Consider the following 18,876-nt stretch of genomic DNA (forward strand, 5'->3'; position numbering starts at 1 on the left):
GCCCGGCGAAGTGGCCGGGCCTCGCGCCGCGCTTTCGGTTAGCATGTCGCACTGACTCGGCACTGCCGTCTGGCCCGACATGATCATTCCCTCATTGCTCGACACCGACCTGTACAAGTTCACCATGATGCAGGTGGTGCTGCACCACTTCCCCGCGGCACAGGTCGAATACCGCTTCAAGTGCCGCAACGCGGGCGTCGACCTGACCCCTTATGTCGACGAGATCCGCGACGAGGTGGCGAAGCTGTGCCAGCTCCGTTTCACGCCGGACGAGCTCCGGTACCTGCGCGAGCTGCGTTTCATCAAGAGCGATTTCGTCGACTTCCTGGGCCTGTTCCACCTCAACGAAAAATACGTGACCATCGCGCCCGCCGCCCCCGGCAGCGGCGAGATCGACATCATCATCCGCGGGCCCTGGCTGCACACCATCCTGTTCGAGGTGCCGCTGCTGGCCATCGTCAACGAGGTCTATTTCCGCCGCACGCAGCCGCAGCCGGACTGGGAAGAGGGCCGCAGGCGCCTGGAAGACAAGCTCGCCTTGCTGAAGATGCCTGCCCACGCCGATTGCGTGATTGCCGACTACGGTTCGCGCCGCCGTTTCTCGCGCGACTGGCAGGAGGAGGTATTGCAGACCATGCGCAGGGTGCTGGGCCCGCAGCTGGCCGGCACCAGCAATGTGCATTTCGCGCGCCTGCATAACCTGACCCCGCTGGGCACCATGGCGCATGAATACCTGCAGGCCTGCCAGGCACTGGGGCCGCGCCTGCGCGATTCGCAGGTGTTCGCGCTCGAGGTGTGGGCCAAGGAGTACCGCGGCGACCTCGGCATCGCGCTGTCCGACACCTACGGCTTCGATGCTTTCCTGCGCGATTTCGATCTCTATTTCTGCAAGCTGTTCGACGGCGTGCGCCACGACTCGGGCGATCCCTTCGCCTGGGGCGAGCGCATGCTGGCGCATTACGCCGCCAGCCGCGTCGACCCGCTGGGCAAAACGCTGATATTCAGCGACAGTCTCGACATCCCGCGCGTGATCGCGCTGTGCGAGCGCTTCGGCAGGCGCTGCCGGCTGGCGTTCGGGGTGGGCACCAACCTGACCAACGACCTCGGCTACACACCACTGCAGATCGTGATCAAGATGACGCGCTGCAATGGCCAGCCGGTGGCCAAGCTGTCCGACACGCCCGAGAAGACCATGTGCGACGACCCCGCCTACCTGACGTACCTGCGGCATGTATTCGGCGTCAAGGCACCAGCGCTCGAAGCCGTCTGACTCGTCTGACTCCCTGGCAACCCATTACCCGAAACAGTCATGGATACTACCTCCGCCCGCGATCGCATTTTTGCCCGCATCCGCGCCGCCCAGGGCCGCGCACCCGGGGTCAGCAACGGCGAGCGCGCGGCGGCGGCCGACTACCTCGCGCGCCACCCCGCCGGTCCCCGCCCGCCGGCGCCGGCGCAGCGCTGCGAAGCCTTCCAGGAACAGGCCCGGAAGTTGGCTTCCACGGTGGAGCGGGTGGCCGCGCTGGCCGATGTGCCGGCCGCCGTGGCGCGCTACCTGGACAGTCTCGGTTTGGTGCGCCGCGCCGTCGCCTGGGATAGCCTGGGCGCGCTGGACTGGCAGGCGCAGGGGCTGGCAGTGGAATGCCGCCCGCCCATCCGCGATGCCCAGGGCGATCACGACCACGGCGACCTCGTCGGCATCACGGGCTGCTTCTGCGCGATTGCCGAGACCGGTTCCCTGATGCTGCTCTCCGGCCCGCAGACGTTCGCATCTGCCGCGCTGCTGCCGGAGACGCATATCGCGGTGGTGCCGGTCTCCCGCATCGTCGAGGGTCTCGAAGACGCGTTCGCGCTGGTGCGCAGCGAGCGCGGTGAATTGCCCCGCGCCACCAATATCATCAGCGGCCCGTCGCGCACCGGCGACATCGAGCAGACCATCGTGCTGGGCGCGCACGGGCCTTACCGCGTCCACGTGATTCTCGTCGACCAGGACTGAGCGCGGCGCGCAAGCATGCGGCGTGCGCGGCCACGAGCGCCGCGGGCCGAACGGGCAGGACCGTGCGCAAAACGGGGTGTCGAGCGGCGATTGCTTTACACTTGAGGGCCTCGCTGCGTGTCCGCGGCCCGCCTGGCGGGCTTAGCGGGCTCGTGCGCTTTCTCCGCCCGCGGCTGCTGCCAGCCGTGGGTGCAGCCATCCGAAACAAGGAGATCCCGCCCGATGCGACGTGCCCACGCACTGCAATCTTCGCTGGTCCTGCTGTTCCTCACCCTTCTGCCCAACCTGGCCAGTGCCGCCGATCTCGATGGCGCCACGCTGTCCCCGATGTGGGCGTTGCCGTTTGCCGGCACCTTGCTGTCGATCGCGTTGTTCCCGCTGATCGCGCCGCGTTTCTGGCACCACCACTACGGCAAGATCATTGCCGTCTGGTCACTGCTGTTCCTGGTGCCGTTCGCGCAGGTCTTCGGTGCGCATGCCGCCGCCGCCAATGCCGTGCATGCGCTGCTGTCCGAGTACATTCCATTCATCGCCCTGATCGCCGCGCTGTACATCGTGGCCGGCGGCATCTGCGTGCGCGGCAACCTGCATGGCACGCCGCGCCTGAACACCGGCCTGCTCGCGCTCGGCACCGTGCTGGCCAGCCTGATGGGTACCACCGGCGCCGCCATGCTGCTGATCCGGCCCCTGTTGCGCGCCAATGACAACCGCCGGCATGTGGCCCACGTGGTGGTGTTCTTTATCTTCCTGGCCGCCAATGCAGGCGGCGCGCTGACGCCGCTGGGCGATCCGCCGCTGTTCCTGGGCTTCCTCAAGGGCGTGGATTTCTTCTGGACCCTGCACAACATCCTGCCAGAGACGCTTTTCATCTGCGGCGCGCTGCTGATGATTTTCTATTTTCTCGATCGCCACTACTACCTGAACAAGGAAGAGGAGTTGCCGGCGGCGGTGGATCCCACGCCGGATTCGCCGCGCATCCGCATCGAGGGCAAGCGTAATTTCGTGCTGCTGCTGGCAGTGGTCGGGCTGGTGCTGATGAGCGGGCTGTGGAAGCCCGGCATCGAGTTCGACGTGCTGGGCACCCCGGTCGGCCTGCAGATGATCGTGCGCGACGTCATGCTGGTGGTGGTGTCGCTGCTGTCCCTGCTGATCACGCCCGCCACCGCTCGCAGCGGCAACGAGTTCAACTGGGAGCCGATCCTGGAAGTGGGCAAGCTGTTCGCCGGCATCTTCCTGACCATCATCCCGGTGATCGCCATGCTCAAGGCGGGCACGGACGGCGCGTTCTCCGGCGTGATCCGGCTGGTCAGCGATGCCGGCGGCCAACCCATCGACAGCATGTATTTCTGGGCCACGGGCATCCTGTCGTCCTTCCTGGACAATGCGCCGACCTACCTGGTGTTCTTCAACACGGCCGGCGGCGACCCGGCCACGCTGATGACGAGCGGTGCCTCCACACTGGCGGCGATCTCGGCCGGCGCGGTGTTCATGGGCGCCAATACCTATATCGGCAACGCGCCCAACCTGATGGTCAAGGCGATTGCCGAAAGCCGCGGCGTGCGCATGCCCAGCTTCTTCGGCTATATGCTGTGGTCGATCTGCGTGCTGATGCCGCTGTTCCTGGTGATGACCTTTATCTTCTTCCGCGTGTGAGCATGACCAAGCCTTCCATTCTCGTTACCCGCGCCGTCTTTCCGGAAGTGATCGAGCGGCTCGCGCAATATTTCGACGTCGACGGCAACCAGCAGGACGTGGCCCTCGACGGCGCCGCGCTCAAGCAGCGCCTCGCCGGCAAGTCCGGCGTGCTGGCCAATGCCGCGGACCGTATCGATGGCGACGTGGTGGCCGGGCTGCCTGCGCTGCGCGCAGTCTGCAACATGGCCGTTGGCTACAACAACCTCGATGTGCCGGCACTGACCGCTGCCGGCATCGTGGCCACCAATACGCCCGATGTGCTGACGGAAACCACCGCCGATTTCGGCTGGGCCCTGTTGATGGCCACCGCGCGCCGCGTGACCGAATCCGAGCGCTGGCTGCGTGCCGGCAAGTGGGAGCGGTGGAGCTACGACATGCTCCTCGGCATGGACCTGTACCGCAGCACGCTTGGCATTCTCGGCATGGGCCGCATCGGCCAGGCGCTGGCCCGCCGCGCGGCAGGGTTCGGCATGACGGTGCTCTACCACAACCGCAGCCGCCTGCCCGAGGAGACCGAGCGCGCGCTCAATGCGCGCTATGTCAGCAAGGACGAACTGCTGGCGCAGTCGGATCACCTGTTGCTGGTGCTGCCATATAGCGCGCAGAGCCATCACAGCGTCGGCGCCGCCGAACTGGCGCGGATGAAGCCGACGGCCACGCTGGTCAACCTGGCGCGCGGCGGCGTGGTCGACGACGCCGCGCTGGCCGAGGCGCTGCGCGAGCGCCGTATCTTCGCTGCGGGCCTTGACGTGTTCGAGGGCGAGCCGCAGGTCCATCCCGGCTTGCTGACGGTGCCTAACGTGGTGCTGACCCCGCATATCGCCAGCGCGTCGGAGAAGACCCGGCGCGCCATGGCCGATCTTGCAGCGGACAACCTGATCGCGGCGCTCGATGCCGGTCCGCAGGCAGGCCATCCGCCTTCGGTGATCAATCCCGAGGTGATGGCGCGCCGCCGCTGATTCCCTCGCTGCACGCGCCGTGCCGCTTCCACGTGCTGGCCTTGCCAGTTCGCCGGTGCGGCACGGCATGCTTTCGCACTTCGAACATTCATGACACTGATTCCCCTGATTCCCCTGTTGACGCTGGTCTTCGCGCTGGTGGCGGTGCTGCTGCTGGTGATCCTGGTGCTGCGGCCACGTGGCGCGCAGGACGCCGCCAGCACGGAACTGCTGCGCCAGCTCGCCGAACTGCGCGCCGAAGGCGCACGTGGCAACGAGCGCCTGGAGCGCGAGTTGCGCACCGAGGTCACCGAGAGCGCGCGCGTTGGCCGCGGCGAAGCCGGGCAGCAGATGATGCGCTTCCAGCAGACGCTGTCCTCGCAGCTCACCAGCATCGCCACGTTGCAGAACAACCAGATCGACATGTTCGCGCAGCAGCTTGCCAAGCTGACCGAATCCAATGCCCAGCAACTGGAGCAGGTCAGGCAAAACCTGCTGCTGCAAGGCCAGCAGGCACGCGATGAGCAGGGGAGTGCCCTGCGCCGCTTCGGCGACATGCTGCAGCAGCAGCTGACGCAGATGTCCGAGGGCAACGAGCGTCGCCTGGGCGAGGTGCGCGCCACGCTGGAGCAGCGGCTCAAGGAGATCGAGGCGAACAACGCGGCCAAGCTCGAAGAGATGCGCCGCACGGTCGACGAGAAGCTGCACGCCACGCTCGAGCAGCGGCTGGGCGAGTCCTTCAAGCTGGTGTCGGACCGGCTCGAACAGGTGCATCGCGGGCTGGGAGAAATGCAGGCGCTGGCGCAAGGCGTGGGCGATCTCAAGCGGGTGTTGACCAATGTCAAATCGCGCGGGACCTGGGGCGAGGTGCAACTGGAGATGTTGCTCGAGCAGATGCTGACCGCCGAGCAGTATGCCAAGAATGTCGAGACGGTCCGCAATACCGGGGCGCGCGTGGAGTTTGCGATCCGCCTGCCGGGCAAGGACGCGGCAGGTGGGCAGGTATGGCTGCCCATCGACGCCAAGTTTCCGAAGGAGCAATACGAACGCCTGCTCGACGCGCAGGAGCGTGGCGATGCCGACGGCGTGGCCCAGGGCGGGCGCGAACTGGAGGTGGCGATCAAGCGCGAGGCGCAGACGATTGCCGAGAAGTATGTCTCTCCGCCTGCCACTACCGACTTCGCCATCCTGTTCCTGCCGACCGAGGGTCTGTATGCCGAGGTCTTGCGCCGCCCTGGGCTGGCCGACCTGCTCCAACGCAAGTACCGCGTCACGGTAGCGGGGCCGACCACGCTGGCGGCCTTGCTCAACAGCCTGCAGATGGGGTTCCGCACGCTCGCGCTGGAGCGCCGCTCAAGCGAAGTGTGGGAAGTGCTGGGCGCGGTCAAGACCGAGTTCGGCAAGTTCGGCGACATCTTGGCCAAGACCCGGGATACGCTGGAGCGGGCTGCCCGCAACATCGAGCAGGCCGAGGTGCGCACGCGCCAGATGGAGCGCAAGCTGCGCACGGTTGAGGCGCTGCCGGGCGAGAACGCTCAGGCCTTGCTCGGCCTTGCCGCGGAGCCGGACGAAGAGGCGCAAGAGAGGCAGGAGGGCGCGGCAGGCTGAGGAGCGCGGCGTTCGGTTGACGCCGCCCAAAGTAAAAAAGCGCATCGAATCGATGCGCTTTTATTCGGCAGGCGACGGCAGCTCAGGGCAGGTCGCGGATCGTCACCTCGATGCCGCCGAAACGCGCGGCCACCCAGTTGTAGGCCTTGCAGGCCAGCCAGAGCAGGCCGAAGCCGATCAGCGCATTGAGGATCAGTGCCGTGAAGACGGTGATGCCGGGCAGGTCGCCATAGCGGATGAAAGCCACGAACAGTCCCAGCGAGACGATAGGCACCGAAAAGCACAGGTACACGAGCACGAGCGCGCGGGCGGTTTTGACCGGGTGGAGGTACGCAATCTCCTGATTCATGACAGCTTGGGCAGTAGCAAAGTAATGTTGCGCAAGTGTATCGAATGGGGGAGGCGGCGCATAGTCCGCCACTCGCGGGCTATGGAAAACCGCCGGTCTGCTGGCTAAACGAGGGCAAAACTGCTGCGCAAAAACGACACAAAGGTGAAACCCGCAGACTGCGGCAGGCCTCACATCAGCCCGTCGAACAGCATGACCTCGACCTCGTCACCGGATGCCACCGTGCCTTGCTCATGCCCAAGCACGATAAAGCAATTGGCTTCGCTCATCGAGCGCAGCACGCCCGAGCCTTGCTGGCCGGTAATGCTCACCTGCCAGCCGCCATCCGGGGCCGGTGCCACGATGCCCCGCTGATATTCCGTGCGCCCGGGCTTCTTGCGGATCGCCTGCGCGCTGCGCACACGCATCAGTGGCAGGGGCGCCACCGTCGCGCCCATTTGCCGGTGCAGCGCGGCCCGCACGAAGTGATAGAACGTCACCATCACCGCCACCGGATTGCCCGGCAGGCCGAACAGGAGCGCCTCGCGGCCATGGGAGGCGATACGGCCGAAGGCCATGGGACGGCCGGGGCGCATGGCGATTTTCCAGAACGTCACATCGCCGAGCCGGGCCATGATCTGCTTGGTGTAGTCGGCCTCGCCCACCGACACACCGCCGGAGGTGATGACCGCATCGGCGTTCTCGCAGGCGCTGCGAAACGCCGCTTCGAGCGCCTCGGGATCGTCGCGCACCACGCCCATATCGATGAGATCCACGTTCAGCCGCCGCAACATGCCGTGCAGCGTATAGCGGTTGGAGTCATAGACGCAGCCCGCGTCGAGCGGCTCGCCGATCGAGCGGAGTTCGTCCCCGGTGGAGAAGAAGGCCACGCGCAGGCGGCGGCGCACCTTGACCTCGGCCACGCCCAGCGAAGCGAGCAGCCCGAGATCGGCTGGTTTCAGGATGCGTCCGGCGGCCAGCGCCGGCTGGCCGATCGCAAGGTCCTCGCCGCGCAGGCGGCGGTTGTCGCCGGCACGCACCGCGTGGGCGTCGAAGCGAACCTGCCCGCCTTGCGTTTCGACGAATTCCTGGGGGATCACGGTATCGCAGCCGGCCGGCATGATGGCGCCGGTCATGATGCGTACCGCCTGGCCGCGTGCGACCGGTGGCTCAGACGCCGCGCCGGCGAAGGCGCTGCCGGCTACCGTCAGCGCAATCTCGCCGCCGGCGGCCAGCTCGCTGCTGGCAAACGCATAGCCGTCCATGGCGGAGTTATCGTGCGCCGGCACATCCAGCGTGGAAACCACGTCTTCGGCCAGCACGCGGTCGAGTGCCGAGCGGATGGCGACCTGCTCGGTGCCGCGCACCGGCTCGACCACCTCGCCGATGATCTGGTTGGCGTGCGCCACCGGCAACGCGCCGGGGTCATAGTCGGACAGGCAGGAAATGACGGATTGTAGCGATGGCATGGACCGTTCCCGGGGCAGCGGCCTGGCAGGGTTGTTCAGCGCGCTTCCAGCGTGCGCAACTCGTCCAGGGTATTGATATTGGCGAAGGCGCCGGCGTCTTCGAATAGCACTTCGGCAAGGCGATGGGAGGCGGCCCAGGTTTCGATCTTGCGGCCGCCGCCGTTCAGGAACGCCAGCAGGCCATCGTGGGCCGAGACCGGCATCAGGCAAAACACCGGCTGGGTTTGCCGGCGGCCGTCCGCGTCGATGGTAACCGGGATAGCCATCTCCGCGCCCTGCTCGTCGATGGCGCGCGCCAGGCGCGCCGCCAGGTCGGTCGGCAGGAAAGGCGAATCGCAGGGGGCGCTCAGCATCCAGCCTGTCTGGCATTGCTCCAGCCCGGCCAGCATGCCGGCCAGGGGGCCGGCGAAGTCCGGTACCGAATCGGTGATAACCGGCGCGCCGAAGGACTCATACGCGGCCAGGTTGCGGTTGGCGTTGATCAGCATGCCGCCGGTCTGCGGCGACAGGCGCATCAACGTGTGCATCGCCATGGGCGCGCCGCGGAAGGGCTGCAGGCCCTTGTCGGTGCCGCCCATTCGGCTGCCCCTGCCGCCGGCCAGGATCAGGCCGGTAATGTCGTCGCGTGAAATCATCGAAGTCAGGTGGTAGTCTTGGGCGGCACGGCCGCGGGGGAGGTTGAGCGTCAACCGCCGATATACGACATTTCGATCTTCTTCTCGGCGCGGGCCTGGCGCACGGCGGGGTCGGTGCGCTGTTCGGAGTAATGATCGGTGCGCCCCTGCCAGACCCCGGCAATGGCATTGGAGATTTCCAGGTCGCTGTGCCCGCCACGCAGCAGCGCGCGCAGGTCGTAGCCCTCGGTGGCGAACAGGCACAGGTAGAGCCGGCCTTCAGTCGACAGGCGGATGCGGCTGCAGTCGCCGCAGAAGGCGTGGGTGACGCTGGAGATCACACCGATCTCGCCGGCGCCGTCGCGGTAGCGCCAGCGCTCCGCCGTCTCGGCACTGTAGTTGGCGGGGATGGCTTCGAGTGCAAAGGCTTCGTCGATGCGGCGGACCACCTCGGCAGAGGGCAGTACTTCGTTCATCTGCCAATGGTTGCTGGCACCCACGTCCATGAATTCGATAAAGCGCACGATGATGCCGCTGCCGCGGAAATGCGCGGCCATCGGCACGATTTCCGCGTCGTTGGTGCCGCGCTTGACCACCATATTGACCTTGATCGGCGCCAGCCCGACAGCCTGGGCGGTCTCGATGCCATCCAGCACGTCGCGTACCGCGAAGTCGACATCGTTCATGCGGCGGAAGGTGGCATCGTCGATGGCGTCCAGGCTCACGCTCACGCGCGACAGCCCGGCATCGCGCAGCGCGCGCGCCTTGCGGGCCAGCAGCGAGGCATTGGTGGTGAGGGTGAGGTCGAGCGGCTTGCCCGAGACCGTCTCGATGCGCGCCAGCATCTCCACCAGCTTCTCGATGTTCTTGCGCAGCAGCGGCTCGCCGCCGGTCAGGCGGATCTTTTCGACCCCGTGCGCAACGAACAGGCGCGCGGTGCGCTCGATTTCCTCGAAGCTCAGCAACTCGGAGTGCGGCAGGAAGGTGTAGTCCTTGTCGAACACTTCCTTGGGCATGCAGTACACGCAACGGAAATTGCAGCGGTCCGTGACCGAGATGCGCAAATCGTGCAGCGGCCTGCCGCGCGTGTCGGCAACCAGGCCGGACGGTGTGGTGAGCACATCCGGGATGCTGGGCGTCATCGAGCGGTAGCGGTGGTCGCGCAGTTCGAAAATGGGAATGACGGTTTCGGTCATGGCCTGGGGGCGTGGCAATGCAGTGACGGGCGGCTTTGGCGCGGTTGCGCGGGGGCAAGCAGCGCCCGTTCGGGACACTATCGTGCGGGTGCCATCTATCTGTCATTCTAGCTGAGCTGAGCATGATAGCGCTGGCGTCACCCTGCGCAGAACCAGGAAATGCGCGGGCGAGCCTCGGCCGATTCGGCCCGCGCATGAAAAAGGGACGGCATCGCCGTCCCTTGTCCTTTTCCTGTCAACCCGCGAGGGTATCGCTTACTTCTCCTGCTTCGCTTGCTCGCTGTCGGCGGCGGTCTCGACCATGACCATCGGACCCTCGGGCAGCGGCGGCAGGGGTTTGCGCTCACGCACCACGCGCGGTGCCGGCGCGATGCTGGCGGCCGCTTCCTGCGCGGCGCGCAGTTTGCTGGTGTCGGTGTTGACCCACTCCAGGCCAGCCGAAGCCAGCATCGGCTGCAGGCTTTCCACGGCCACTGGCGCGGCGGCTGCCGCAGCGACCGGGGCTGCGACCGGCACGGGGACCGGGGCGGCGGCGGATGCTGCTACCGCCACTTCAACGACCGGTGCCACGACAGCGGGCGCGGGCGTGATGGGTTCCGCGATGGGTTCCGCCACGATGGCCGCGGGCTCATAGGCGACCGGGCTTGCAACAGGCGCTTGGGCCACCGGTTCAGCCACCACCTCGGCCACCGTTTCGACGACCGGCGCCGATGCCGGTGCTGCGACAGGCGCGGCCGGCTCCGGCGTGATCACCGCAGCCTCGACGGGCTGGTATGCCGGGGCGACGGGAGCGGGTTCGGCAACCTTCAAGGCGGGGGATTCCACCCCGACGGTTTCGGCGGCCACGGCCGGGGCGGCGATTTCAGCGCTTTCGCGGACTTCGCGGACTTCGCCCGTGTCTTCGCCTTCACCGCTTTCAACGGCCTGGACGCTGTCGTCGCGCTCGCGGCGGTAGCGATTGCGGCCACGGCGATTGCGGCGGCGGCGTTCTTCGCCTTCACCGTTCTCGCTGCCTTCCGACGCTTCCAGCAGGTCGGCGCGTGCGTTGTCAGCATCGTCGTGCGAGGCAACGGCTGCCGCGACGGCAGGGGCCGCCACGGCTGCGGCTACCGCCGCGGTGCCAAGTGCTTCGGCAGCCAGGGTTTCGCTGGCTTCGCCTTCGCGCGGCGCGTCGCCGCGTTCACGCTGGCGGTCGCGCTGGCGCTCGCGGCGTTCCTGGTTACGGTCGCGGCGGCCTTCGCCACGGCCTTCCGCACGCTCGGCAGGTGCGCCTTCGGGCTGGCGGGCCGGCTGGGCTTCCAGCGCAGCCTGGCGCGGGGCACGGTTGCCACGCTCGCCACGCTCGCCACGTTCTCCGCGCTCGCCACGCTCACCACGTGCCTCGACACGTTCGCCGCGTTCGGTACGTTCGGTGCGCTGTTCGCCACGTTCCGTCCCGCGCTCGGTGCGCTCGCCACGATCCTGGGGCGCGCGCTCGCCGCGCTGGCCGCGGCCCTGGCGCTCGCCACCACGTTCGCCGGCACGCTCACCGCGCTGGCCACGCTCGCCGCGGCCTTCGCCACGTTCACCACGCTGGCCGCGCTCGCGGCGGCTTTCGGCGCTGCGTTGTTCCGCATCCACCGGTTTGGCTGCCTCGACAGCGGGCGCTGCCGGCTTGGCGCCGAACAGGTTCTTGAGCCAGCCCATGAATCCGCCGCCGGTCACCGGCTGGGTAGCGAGCACCGGACGTGCGGCAGCCGCTGCTTCCGGGCGCGGAGCGCGCTCGGCGCGCGGCACCGAGACCGGGGCCGGCTGTTCCGGGGTGATGCCCTTGACGGCAGCTTCCTGGCGCGGCTTGGCGTCTTCCTTCTTGCGGCTGCTGTAGCTGGTGTCGGCTTCCAGTTCCTTGGCGGCGGCTTCAGCCATCTTGTAGCTGGCGGTGCCTTCTTCCAGGCGCGGGTCGTCGTGGCGCAGGCGCTCCAGCTTGTAATGCGGGGTCTCGAGGTGCTTGTTGGGGATCAGCAGCACGTTGACCTTGAAGCGCATCTCGATCAGGTTGATGTCCTGGCGCTTCTCATTGAGCAGGAACGCAGCCACTTCCACCGGTACCTGGCAGTGGATGGCGGCGGTGTTTTCCTTCATCCCTTCTTCCTGGATGATGCGCAGCACCTGCAGGGCGGAGGATTCGGTGTCGCGGATATGGCCGGTGCCGTTGCAGCGCGGGCAAGTGATGTGCGAGCCTTCCGACAGCGACGGGCGCAGGCGCTGGCGCGACAGCTCCATCAGGCCGAAGCGGCTGATCTTGCCCATCTGCACGCGGGCGCGGTCATGGCGCAGGGCGTCCTTCAGGCGCGTTTCCACGTCCTTCTGGGCCTTGCTGGCTTCCATGTCGATGAAGTCGATCACGATCAGGCCGCCCAGGTCGCGCAGGCGCAGCTGGCGGGCGATTTCGTCGGCGGCTTCGAGATTGGTGCGCAGCGCGGTTTCCTCGATGTCGGCGCCCTTGGTGGCGCGGGCCGAGTTCACGTCCACCGACACCAGGGCTTCGGTATGGTCGATCACGATGGCGCCGCCCGAGGGCAGCATGACCATGCGCGAGTAGGCCGACTCGATCTGGTGCTCGATCTGGAAACGCGAGAAGAGGGGGACGTCGTCCCGGTACTTCTTCACGCGGTTCATGTTGTCGGGCATGACCACGCTCATGAAGGCGCGGGCCTGCTCGTAGATTTCATCGGTGTCGATCAGGATCTCGCCGATATCCGGCTGGAAGTAGTCGCGAATGGCGCGAATCACCAGGCTGGATTCGAGATAGATCAGCAGCGGGGCCTTGTTGTCGCCGGCGGCGCCGTCGATGGCCTTCCACAGTTGCAGCAGGTAGTTCAGGTCCCACTGGAGTTCTTCGGCCGAGCGGCCGATGCCGGCGGTGCGGGCGATGATGCTCATGCCCTCGGGCACGGTCAGCTGGCCCATGGTCTCGCGCAGTTCCTGGCGGTCCTCGCCCTCGATGCGGCGCGATACGCCGCCCCCGCGCGGGTTGTTGGGCATCAGCACCAGGTAGCGGCCGGCCAGCGAGATAAAGGTGGTCAGCGCCGCGCCCTTGTTGCCGCGCTCTTCCTTCTCCACCTGGACGATCAGTTCCTGGCCTTCGTGCAGCGCGTCCTGGATGCGCGCGTTGCGCACGTCCACGCCTTCCTTGAAGAAGGCGCGCGCCACTTCCTTGAAGGGGAGGAAGCCGTGGCGTTCTTCGCCGTAATTGACGAAGCAGGCCTCCAGCGACGGTTCGATGCGGGTGATGACGCCCTTGTAGATGTTGCCCTTGCGCTGTTCGCGCCCGGCAGCTTCGATGTCGATATCGATCAGTTTCTGACCGTCGACGATGGCGACGCGCAATTCTTCCTGTTGCGTCGCGTTAAACAGCATGCGTTTCATCGCATTACCTCACTCAATGCCGAGGATTGCACCGGCATGCGGTGCCCGCGGCGGTCCGTGGAGCACGCGAGGGAGCGAGTGAGGGCGCGAGAATTGCCGAGAGCGCCGGCGCGCAAATGGGCGCGGCCGGCTGGGCGCGGGTGAAAGAGAGGTAACGACGTCGAAAGCGCCGTCCGCATGGTCGGAGAGAACGCCGGTAAGCTGCTCTGCGCAGCGATCCGGCGGGTTTCCGGCTGGCATGGCGGCGGTGCGGGCGCAAAGGGGCGCCGTCGCATCGCGGCCGGCCGCGGAAGGCCTGGACGCGTCAAAGAGCAAGTTTGTCGTCACGGCAATGCTGCTTCGCTACCTGACATCTCCTGGCGGGCGCACCTACTACTTCTTGGAGTTCTGCGACCGGGCGCCGGTATAACCAGTCAGGCGGCGTCGGAAGCATGCCGGCGGCACCGTTTCCCGGTGCGGGCGGGACTTCTCTCACCTGAGCGGATGCCGTAAGGGCACCCGCTATCAAATTCTGTTCTACCTGAACACTACATTCCCACGTGACCGCCGTCAGCGCCGAAGTTGCCTTTGGGCGACTTCCTGCGCGGGCGATACCGTGCGTGCTGCGTTTTTGCTGCCATTCACCAACCCGGCGCTCGCGTGGTACGCAAAGAAGCGGGAGGCTGGCAGGGCTGGCGGCAACCCGAAGTGTAAAATACGACGAATCGTCTACACCTGACTTGCGCTGCCGGTCTTTGGCCGGGACAGCGAGGAAATTATATTGAAAATGAATGAGTTACGCCATCAAATTGAAAAAGAGGTGCGGCCCGCCGCGGCCGGACCCCAGGTGGCGTACGTAACCATTGGCGACGAGGCCGACGGGCAGCGGATCGACAACTTCCTCCTGAAGCTCTCGAAAGGGGTGCCGAAGAGCCATGTCTACCGCATCCTGAGATCAGGGGAAGTGCGCGTCAACAAGGGCCGGGTCGATGCCACCTACCGCCTGCAGCTTGGCGATGTCGTGCGGATTCCGCCCATGCGTGTGGCGGCACCGGCGCCTGAAGGCGGCAAGTTCGTCCCGCCGGCCAGCTTCCCGGTGGTCTTCGAGGATGAATACCTGCTGGTGATCAACAAGCCCGCCGGCGTGGCCGTGCACGGCGGGTCCGGCGTGGCGTTCGGCGTCATCGAGCAACTGCGGCGCGCCCGTCCGCAGGCCCGATTCCTCGAACTGGTACACCGGCTGGACCGCGAGACCTCCGGCCTGCTGGTGCTGGCGAAGAAACGCACGGCGCTGGTCAACCTCCATGAACAGATGCGCGGCAGCGCGCTGGACAAGCGATATTTTGCGTGCGTGGCGGGTCACTTCGAAAACGCCCGGCAGCACGTGAAGCTGCCGCTATATAAATACACCACTCCCGAGGGCGAACGCCGGGTGCGCGTGCAGGACGACGGCATTGCCTCGCATACCGTGTTTAACCGGCTCGAGGTCATGCCTGGCTTCACCTTGCTCGAGGCCGAGCTGAAGACCGGGCGGACCCACCAGATCCGGGTCCACCTGGCGCATTCCGGCTTCCCGATCCTCGGCGACGAGAAATACGGCGATTTCGCCCTCAACAAGGCGCTGGCCCGCAGCGGCGCCAATCCTGGGCTCAAGCGCATGTTCCTGCACGCGCACAGCCTGACGTTTACGCATCCGATAAGTGGTGAAATCACCACTGTCGTTGCACCCATGCCGCCGGAGTGCGAAGCGTTCCTGCAGCAAGCCCGCAACCAGCGCGCCCGCGACTAGGGCGCCCACGAGGATATCAATGTCAATGGCAAGGCAACGTTTCGACCTGATCGTGTTCGACTGGGATGGAACCCTGATGGACTCCACCCCGACCATCGCCAAGTGCATCCAGCTCGCCAGCCGCGATCTCGGGCTGCCGGTGCCCGACGACAGTGCCGCCAGCCACGTGATCGGCCTGGGGCTCAAGGATGCGCTGTCCTACGCCGTGCCCACGCTCGATCCCGCCGACTACCCCAAGCTGGCCGAGCGTTACCGCTTCCACTTCCTGACCCGCGACGCCGAGCTGGTGCTGTTCGACGGGGTACGGGAGATGCTGGAGGCGCTGCACGCCGAGCACTTTTTCCTCGGCGTGGCCACGGGCAAGACCCGCGTCGGCCTGCAGCGCGCCCTTGAGGCGACCGGCCTTGTGCGGCTGTTCGACGGCACGCGCTGCGCTGACGAAACCTTCTCCAAGCCCCATCCGGCCATGTTGCAGGAGCTGACCCGGGAACTGGGGCAGGATATGGCCCGCACGGTCATGATCGGCGATACCACGCATGATCTGCAGATGGCGGCCAATGCCGGCGCGGCGGGGATCGGTGTCGGTTATGGGGCGCATCCGGCCGAGGCCTTGCGCGCGATGGCGCCGCTGCATTGCGCGTCCTCGATCGCCGACCTGAAAAACTGGCTGTTGACGCATGCCTGATGCAGCCGGCATGCGCCACTTGTGCGCGACTGAAGACCTGGCCGAGGGCGGCGCCGGGGTGCGCTTCATGGTCGACATCGGCGGCCGTCCCGTGGGCGCGTTCGTCGTACGCTTCGAGGGCGGTGTCCACGGCTACCTGAACCAGTGCGCCCATGTGCCGATGGAGCTGGACTGGCAGGAGGGACAGTTTTTCGAGTCCTCGGGCCTATACTTGATGTGCGCGACACATGGCGCGATTTATGCACCAGACAGTGGCCTGTGCCTGGGCGGCCCTTGCCGGGGCGCTTCGCTGTCCAAGCTGCGCGTCGAAGAGCGTGACGGCAACGTGTACTGGTTGCCGGAAAGCCCCTACGCAGTACCTGCTGGCCAGCCTGCCGGCACCCTTACTCCTAATCAAGAGCCAATTGCATGACTGAACAGCAAAAACCGCCTCAGGACGAATCCGGCACCACGCCGGGTCCGGCCGCGTCTACCGGGGCAGGGGCGGACGATCGGCTGGAGACCGCTTCCCAGGCGGACTTCCCGCTGGAGCAAGACCTGCGCGCCGGGGATGCTGCCGCGGAGAAGGAAGTCAGCCAGCGCAAGGCGCGCCTGGCCGGCCGCGACGTCGGACCGGTTCCGACCGGGTCCGGCTGGGAGCGGGATGTGCTGGAAAAGGTGCTGATGGCGACCTTGCGCGAGCAGCGTGCCGCGCGCCGGTGGCGTATCTTCTTCCGCTTTGTCGGCATCGCCTTGCTCGCGCTGATTTTCTTGGCCATTTTCGATTTCAAGGGCGACGGCGGCATCACGACCACCGGCCGCCATACGGCCATGGTGTCGCTGGATGGCGAGATCGCAGCCGGCACACCGGCCAGCGCCGAGTCGATCAACGCAGCGCTGCAAGCCGCGTTCGCGGATACCAATGCGGCCGGCATCATCCTGAAGATCAATTCGCCAGGCGGTTCGCCAGTGCAGGCCGGCATGATCAACGACGAGATCCGCCGGTTGCGGACCCTCTACCCGTCCAAGCCGTTCTACGTGGTGGTGGAGGAAATCTGTGCCTCGGGCGGGTACTATGTGGCGGCGGCGGCGGACAAGATCTATGTCGACAAGGCCAGTATCGTCGGCTCGATCGGCGTGCTGATGGATGGTTTTGGCTTCACCGGCCTGATGGACAAGCTGGGCATCGAACGCCGGCTTTACACCTCCGGCGCCAACAAGGGCATGCTCGATCCCTTCTCGCCGCAAGTGCCGCGGCAGAAGCAATTTGCCGAGACCATGCTCAAGCAGATCCACCAGCAGTTCATCGATGTGGTCAAGCAAGGCCGCGGCAATCGCCTGAAGGACGACCCGGATATGTTCTCGGGCTTGTTCTGGTCCGGCGAGCGCAGCGTGGAACTGGGCTTGGCCGATGGGCTGGGCAATGCGGACTACGTGGCGCGGGATCTCTTCAAGGCCGAGGATATCGTCGACTACACCGTCAAGGAAAACATCGCGGAGCGGTTGGCCAAGCGCTTTGGCGCGGCGGTGGGTACGGCGGCGATGAAGACCATGCTGTTCGGCTCGCGCTTGCAGGCCATCCGCTGAGCGCGATGCAACGGAAAATGGGGCGGCGATGCCCCATTTTTCGCCTCGCCCCCAGCCTTCAGGCTGCCAGCAGCGAAAAAATGGCCGGGCGCTTGTTCAGGTCCAGCCGTTCCGGGCGCCATTCGGAAATCGGCAGCGTCACGATCGTTTCTCCCGGCAGGGTCAGGTCCACCGCGATCGACAGCAAGCTGGTGCCGGCGCAATGCTGGCGCATGGCTTCCAGCAGCGGGCCATTGCGGTAAGGCGTCTCGATCCAGACCTGGGTCTGGTGCGCCTTGCGCGAAAGCTGCTCCAGTTCGCGCAGGCGCTTGGCGCGCTCGGCGGCGTCCACCGGCAGGTAGCCGTTGAAGGCAAAGCTCTGGCCGTTCAGGCCGGATGCCATCACGGCCAGCAGGATCGAACTGGGCCCCACCAGCGGGCGCACGCGCACGCCCCTTGCATGGGCCAGCCGCACCAGGTTGGCGCCGGGATCGGCCACCGCCGGCACGCCGGCTTCGGATAACAGGCCGCCATCGCGGCCCGCGCGGATCGGCGCCAGCAGGTCGGCCAGGGCGCCGTCGCGGGTGTTGACGTTGAGTTCGCGAATCTCGATCTGCTGGATCGGCCTGGCCAGCGGGCAGGTCTCGCCCAGTTTCTTCAGGAAGGCGCGCGCCGTCTTGGCATTTTCCGCCACCAGGTAATCCAGCCCCGCGGCGATTTGCTGTACGCCCGCCGGAATCACATCCGGCAGGGGATCGGTATCGTCGCGCTTGCCCAAGGTGTTGGGGATCAGATATAGGGTGCCGCTCATGCGTGGGTTCTCGTATGTCTTGTTCTTGTGTTGCTTCAGCGTGGGTGAGGCAGAACCTCAATCCAGGAAGAGGGGATAGCCGGCCTGGCGCAGCATGGTCGTCAGCGCAATCAGGGGCAAGCCTACCAGCGCCGTGGGATCGTCCGACTCCATGTGCGAAAGCAGGGCAATGCCCAGGCCTTCGGACTTCGCGCTGCCGGCCACGTCGTAGGGGCGCTCGATGCGCAGGTAGGCCTCCAGTTCGTGATCGGGAAGCTCGCGGAAGGTCGCGCGGGTCTGGACATCCGCAAGCTGGGCCTCGCCGTTGCGACCGTCAAGCAGGCATAGCGCGGAATGGAAAGTGACGGTGCGGCCACGCATCAGTTGCAATTGCGCCAGGGCCTGTTCGTGCGAGCCAGGCTTGCCGATCTGCCTCCCGTCCAGCGTGGCCACCTGGTCGGAACCGATGACCAGGGCGCCGGGATGCCGTTCAGCAATAGCCTGCGCCTTGCTGCGGGAGAGCCGCAGCGCGGTGGCATCCGGGCTTTCGCCTGCCAGCGGGGTTTCATCGATGTCGGGGGTCGCCACCTCGAAGGGGATGCGCAGCCGCTGCAGCAATTCGCGGCGATACGGCGAACTGGAGCCGAGGATCAGGGTGGGGCGGGAAGTTTGCGACATAAGTAATTGAGCGAGAAGGGAAAGCGGCGTATGACCGGCTTCCAAAATTTTGACCGCGACAGCGAAATCGACGTATAATCTCGCGTTTAGCCAAGCAAGGCCGGCGCAATCCGTGTGTTTACCGGTTTTGTGCGGCGCCCGGGTCACGTTTCGGTGGT

Annotated in this window: 16 protein-coding genes; 9 read left to right on the forward strand and 7 right to left on the reverse strand. The window is 66.4% G+C overall.

Features of this window, described 5'->3' with window-relative positions; all coding sequences use genetic code 11:
* Positions 1-79 precede the first annotated feature (79 nt).
* The 5 genes from pncB to AC1DQ3_RS18110 all read left to right on the forward strand — a co-directional run bounded on the left by pncB (position 80) and on the right by AC1DQ3_RS18110 (position 6,237).
* The gene (gene pncB / locus AC1DQ3_RS18090) at positions 80-1,270 is read left to right on the forward strand and encodes a nicotinate phosphoribosyltransferase (RefSeq protein ID WP_477121539.1); all 1,191 of its coding nucleotides are present in this window, start codon (positions 80-82) and stop codon (positions 1,268-1,270) included.
* 39 nt (positions 1,271-1,309) lie between these two features.
* Complete coding sequence (locus AC1DQ3_RS18095) at positions 1,310-1,996, forward strand: LutC/YkgG family protein (protein ID WP_477121540.1); 687 nt, start codon at positions 1,310-1,312, stop codon at positions 1,994-1,996.
* Positions 1,997-2,218: 222 nt separating this feature from the next.
* Entirely contained in the window at positions 2,219-3,649 is a 1,431-nt protein-coding gene (locus AC1DQ3_RS18100; RefSeq protein WP_477121541.1) for a sodium:proton antiporter, read from the forward strand.
* Positions 3,650-3,651: 2 nt separating this feature from the next.
* Complete coding sequence (locus tag AC1DQ3_RS18105) at positions 3,652-4,650, forward strand: 2-hydroxyacid dehydrogenase (RefSeq protein ID WP_477121542.1); 999 nt, start codon at positions 3,652-3,654, stop codon at positions 4,648-4,650.
* Between the two features lie 99 nt (positions 4,651-4,749).
* Positions 4,750-6,237, forward strand: a complete 1,488-nt coding sequence (locus AC1DQ3_RS18110) for a DNA recombination protein RmuC (RefSeq protein ID WP_477121608.1) — start codon at positions 4,750-4,752, stop codon at positions 6,235-6,237.
* A gap of 82 nt (positions 6,238-6,319) precedes the next feature.
* On the opposite strand, the gene AC1DQ3_RS18115 is transcribed toward AC1DQ3_RS18110, so the two are convergent.
* The 5 genes from AC1DQ3_RS18115 to AC1DQ3_RS18135 all read right to left on the reverse strand — a co-directional run bounded on the left by AC1DQ3_RS18115 (position 6,320) and on the right by AC1DQ3_RS18135 (position 13,252).
* The gene (locus tag AC1DQ3_RS18115) at positions 6,320-6,586 is read right to left on the reverse strand and encodes a hypothetical protein (RefSeq protein ID WP_043347933.1); all 267 of its coding nucleotides are present in this window, start codon (positions 6,584-6,586) and stop codon (positions 6,320-6,322) included.
* Between the two features lie 170 nt (positions 6,587-6,756).
* Positions 6,757-8,034, reverse strand: a complete 1,278-nt coding sequence (gene moeA, locus AC1DQ3_RS18120; protein ID WP_477121543.1) for a molybdopterin molybdotransferase MoeA — start codon at positions 8,032-8,034, stop codon at positions 6,757-6,759.
* A gap of 35 nt (positions 8,035-8,069) precedes the next feature.
* On the reverse strand, positions 8,070-8,669 hold the full coding sequence (gene mobA, locus AC1DQ3_RS18125) for a molybdenum cofactor guanylyltransferase MobA (RefSeq protein ID WP_477121544.1): 600 nt from the start codon (positions 8,667-8,669) through the stop codon (positions 8,070-8,072).
* Positions 8,670-8,719: 50 nt separating this feature from the next.
* A complete protein-coding gene (gene moaA, locus AC1DQ3_RS18130; protein WP_477121545.1) occupies positions 8,720-9,844 on the reverse strand; it encodes a GTP 3',8-cyclase MoaA in 1,125 nt (374 codons plus the stop codon).
* A gap of 255 nt (positions 9,845-10,099) precedes the next feature.
* Positions 10,100-13,252, reverse strand: coding sequence for an Rne/Rng family ribonuclease (locus tag AC1DQ3_RS18135; protein WP_477121546.1), 3,153 nt, complete (start codon positions 13,250-13,252; stop codon positions 10,100-10,102).
* Positions 13,253-14,018: 766 nt separating this feature from the next.
* On the opposite strand from AC1DQ3_RS18135, the gene AC1DQ3_RS18140 reads away from it, so the two are divergent.
* From AC1DQ3_RS18140 to AC1DQ3_RS18155, 4 genes are read left to right on the forward strand one after another with little or no spacing between them, the layout of a single operon-like run.
* Positions 14,019-15,020 carry an RluA family pseudouridine synthase gene (locus tag AC1DQ3_RS18140; protein WP_477121547.1) on the forward strand — a complete coding sequence of 334 codons (1,002 nt, stop codon included), beginning with the start codon at positions 14,019-14,021 and terminating at the stop codon, positions 15,018-15,020.
* 25 nt (positions 15,021-15,045) lie between these two features.
* The gene (locus AC1DQ3_RS18145) at positions 15,046-15,705 is read left to right on the forward strand and encodes an HAD-IA family hydrolase (RefSeq protein ID WP_477121548.1); all 660 of its coding nucleotides are present in this window, start codon (positions 15,046-15,048) and stop codon (positions 15,703-15,705) included.
* Entirely contained in the window at positions 15,698-16,117 is a 420-nt protein-coding gene (locus tag AC1DQ3_RS18150) for a Rieske (2Fe-2S) protein (RefSeq protein WP_477121549.1), read from the forward strand. The genes AC1DQ3_RS18145 and AC1DQ3_RS18150 overlap by 8 nt, the downstream gene beginning before the upstream one ends.
* Positions 16,114-17,271, forward strand: coding sequence for a S49 family peptidase (locus AC1DQ3_RS18155; RefSeq protein ID WP_477121550.1), 1,158 nt, complete (start codon positions 16,114-16,116; stop codon positions 17,269-17,271). The genes AC1DQ3_RS18150 and AC1DQ3_RS18155 overlap by 4 nt, the downstream gene beginning before the upstream one ends.
* A gap of 58 nt (positions 17,272-17,329) precedes the next feature.
* Here the strand turns inward: AC1DQ3_RS18155 and AC1DQ3_RS18160 are convergent, their stop codons facing one another.
* A complete protein-coding gene (locus AC1DQ3_RS18160) occupies positions 17,330-18,061 on the reverse strand; it encodes an SAM-dependent methyltransferase (protein ID WP_477121551.1) in 732 nt (243 codons plus the stop codon).
* Positions 18,062-18,118: 57 nt separating this feature from the next.
* Positions 18,119-18,718: a Maf-like protein gene (locus tag AC1DQ3_RS18165; RefSeq protein WP_477121552.1), complete on the reverse strand. Its 600-nt coding sequence runs from the start codon at positions 18,716-18,718 to the stop codon at positions 18,119-18,121.
* Positions 18,719-18,876 lie beyond the last annotated feature (158 nt).

This window comes from Cupriavidus sp. 01T418 (assembly GCF_056398885.1).

What these genes read in the sequence shown, in the direction of transcription:
- pncB (WP_477121539.1), top strand. Translation starts at nt 80, where the DNA reads ATGATCATTCCCTCATTGCTCGACACCGACCTGTACAAGTTCACCATG.
- AC1DQ3_RS18095 (WP_477121540.1), top strand. Translation starts at nt 1,310, where the DNA reads ATGGATACTACCTCCGCCCGCGATCGCATTTTTGCCCGCATCCGCGCC.
- AC1DQ3_RS18100 (WP_477121541.1), top strand. Translation starts at nt 2,219, where the DNA reads ATGCGACGTGCCCACGCACTGCAATCTTCGCTGGTCCTGCTGTTCCTC.
- AC1DQ3_RS18105 (WP_477121542.1), top strand. Translation starts at nt 3,652, where the DNA reads ATGACCAAGCCTTCCATTCTCGTTACCCGCGCCGTCTTTCCGGAAGTG.
- AC1DQ3_RS18115 (WP_043347933.1), bottom strand. Translation starts at nt 6,586, where the DNA reads ATGAATCAGGAGATTGCGTACCTCCACCCGGTCAAAACCGCCCGCGCG.
- moeA (WP_477121543.1), bottom strand. Translation starts at nt 8,034, where the DNA reads ATGCCATCGCTACAATCCGTCATTTCCTGCCTGTCCGACTATGACCCC.
- mobA (WP_477121544.1), bottom strand. Translation starts at nt 8,669, where the DNA reads ATGATTTCACGCGACGACATTACCGGCCTGATCCTGGCCGGCGGCAGG.
- moaA (WP_477121545.1), bottom strand. Translation starts at nt 9,844, where the DNA reads ATGACCGAAACCGTCATTCCCATTTTCGAACTGCGCGACCACCGCTAC.
- AC1DQ3_RS18135 (WP_477121546.1), bottom strand. Translation starts at nt 13,252, where the DNA reads ATGAAACGCATGCTGTTTAACGCGACGCAACAGGAAGAATTGCGCGTC.
- AC1DQ3_RS18140 (WP_477121547.1), top strand. Translation starts at nt 14,019, where the DNA reads ATGAATGAGTTACGCCATCAAATTGAAAAAGAGGTGCGGCCCGCCGCG.
- AC1DQ3_RS18145 (WP_477121548.1), top strand. Translation starts at nt 15,046, where the DNA reads ATGGCAAGGCAACGTTTCGACCTGATCGTGTTCGACTGGGATGGAACC.
- AC1DQ3_RS18150 (WP_477121549.1), top strand. Translation starts at nt 15,698, where the DNA reads ATGCCTGATGCAGCCGGCATGCGCCACTTGTGCGCGACTGAAGACCTG.
- AC1DQ3_RS18155 (WP_477121550.1), top strand. Translation starts at nt 16,114, where the DNA reads ATGACTGAACAGCAAAAACCGCCTCAGGACGAATCCGGCACCACGCCG.
- AC1DQ3_RS18160 (WP_477121551.1), bottom strand. Translation starts at nt 18,061, where the DNA reads ATGAGCGGCACCCTATATCTGATCCCCAACACCTTGGGCAAGCGCGAC.
- AC1DQ3_RS18165 (WP_477121552.1), bottom strand. Translation starts at nt 18,718, where the DNA reads ATGTCGCAAACTTCCCGCCCCACCCTGATCCTCGGCTCCAGTTCGCCG.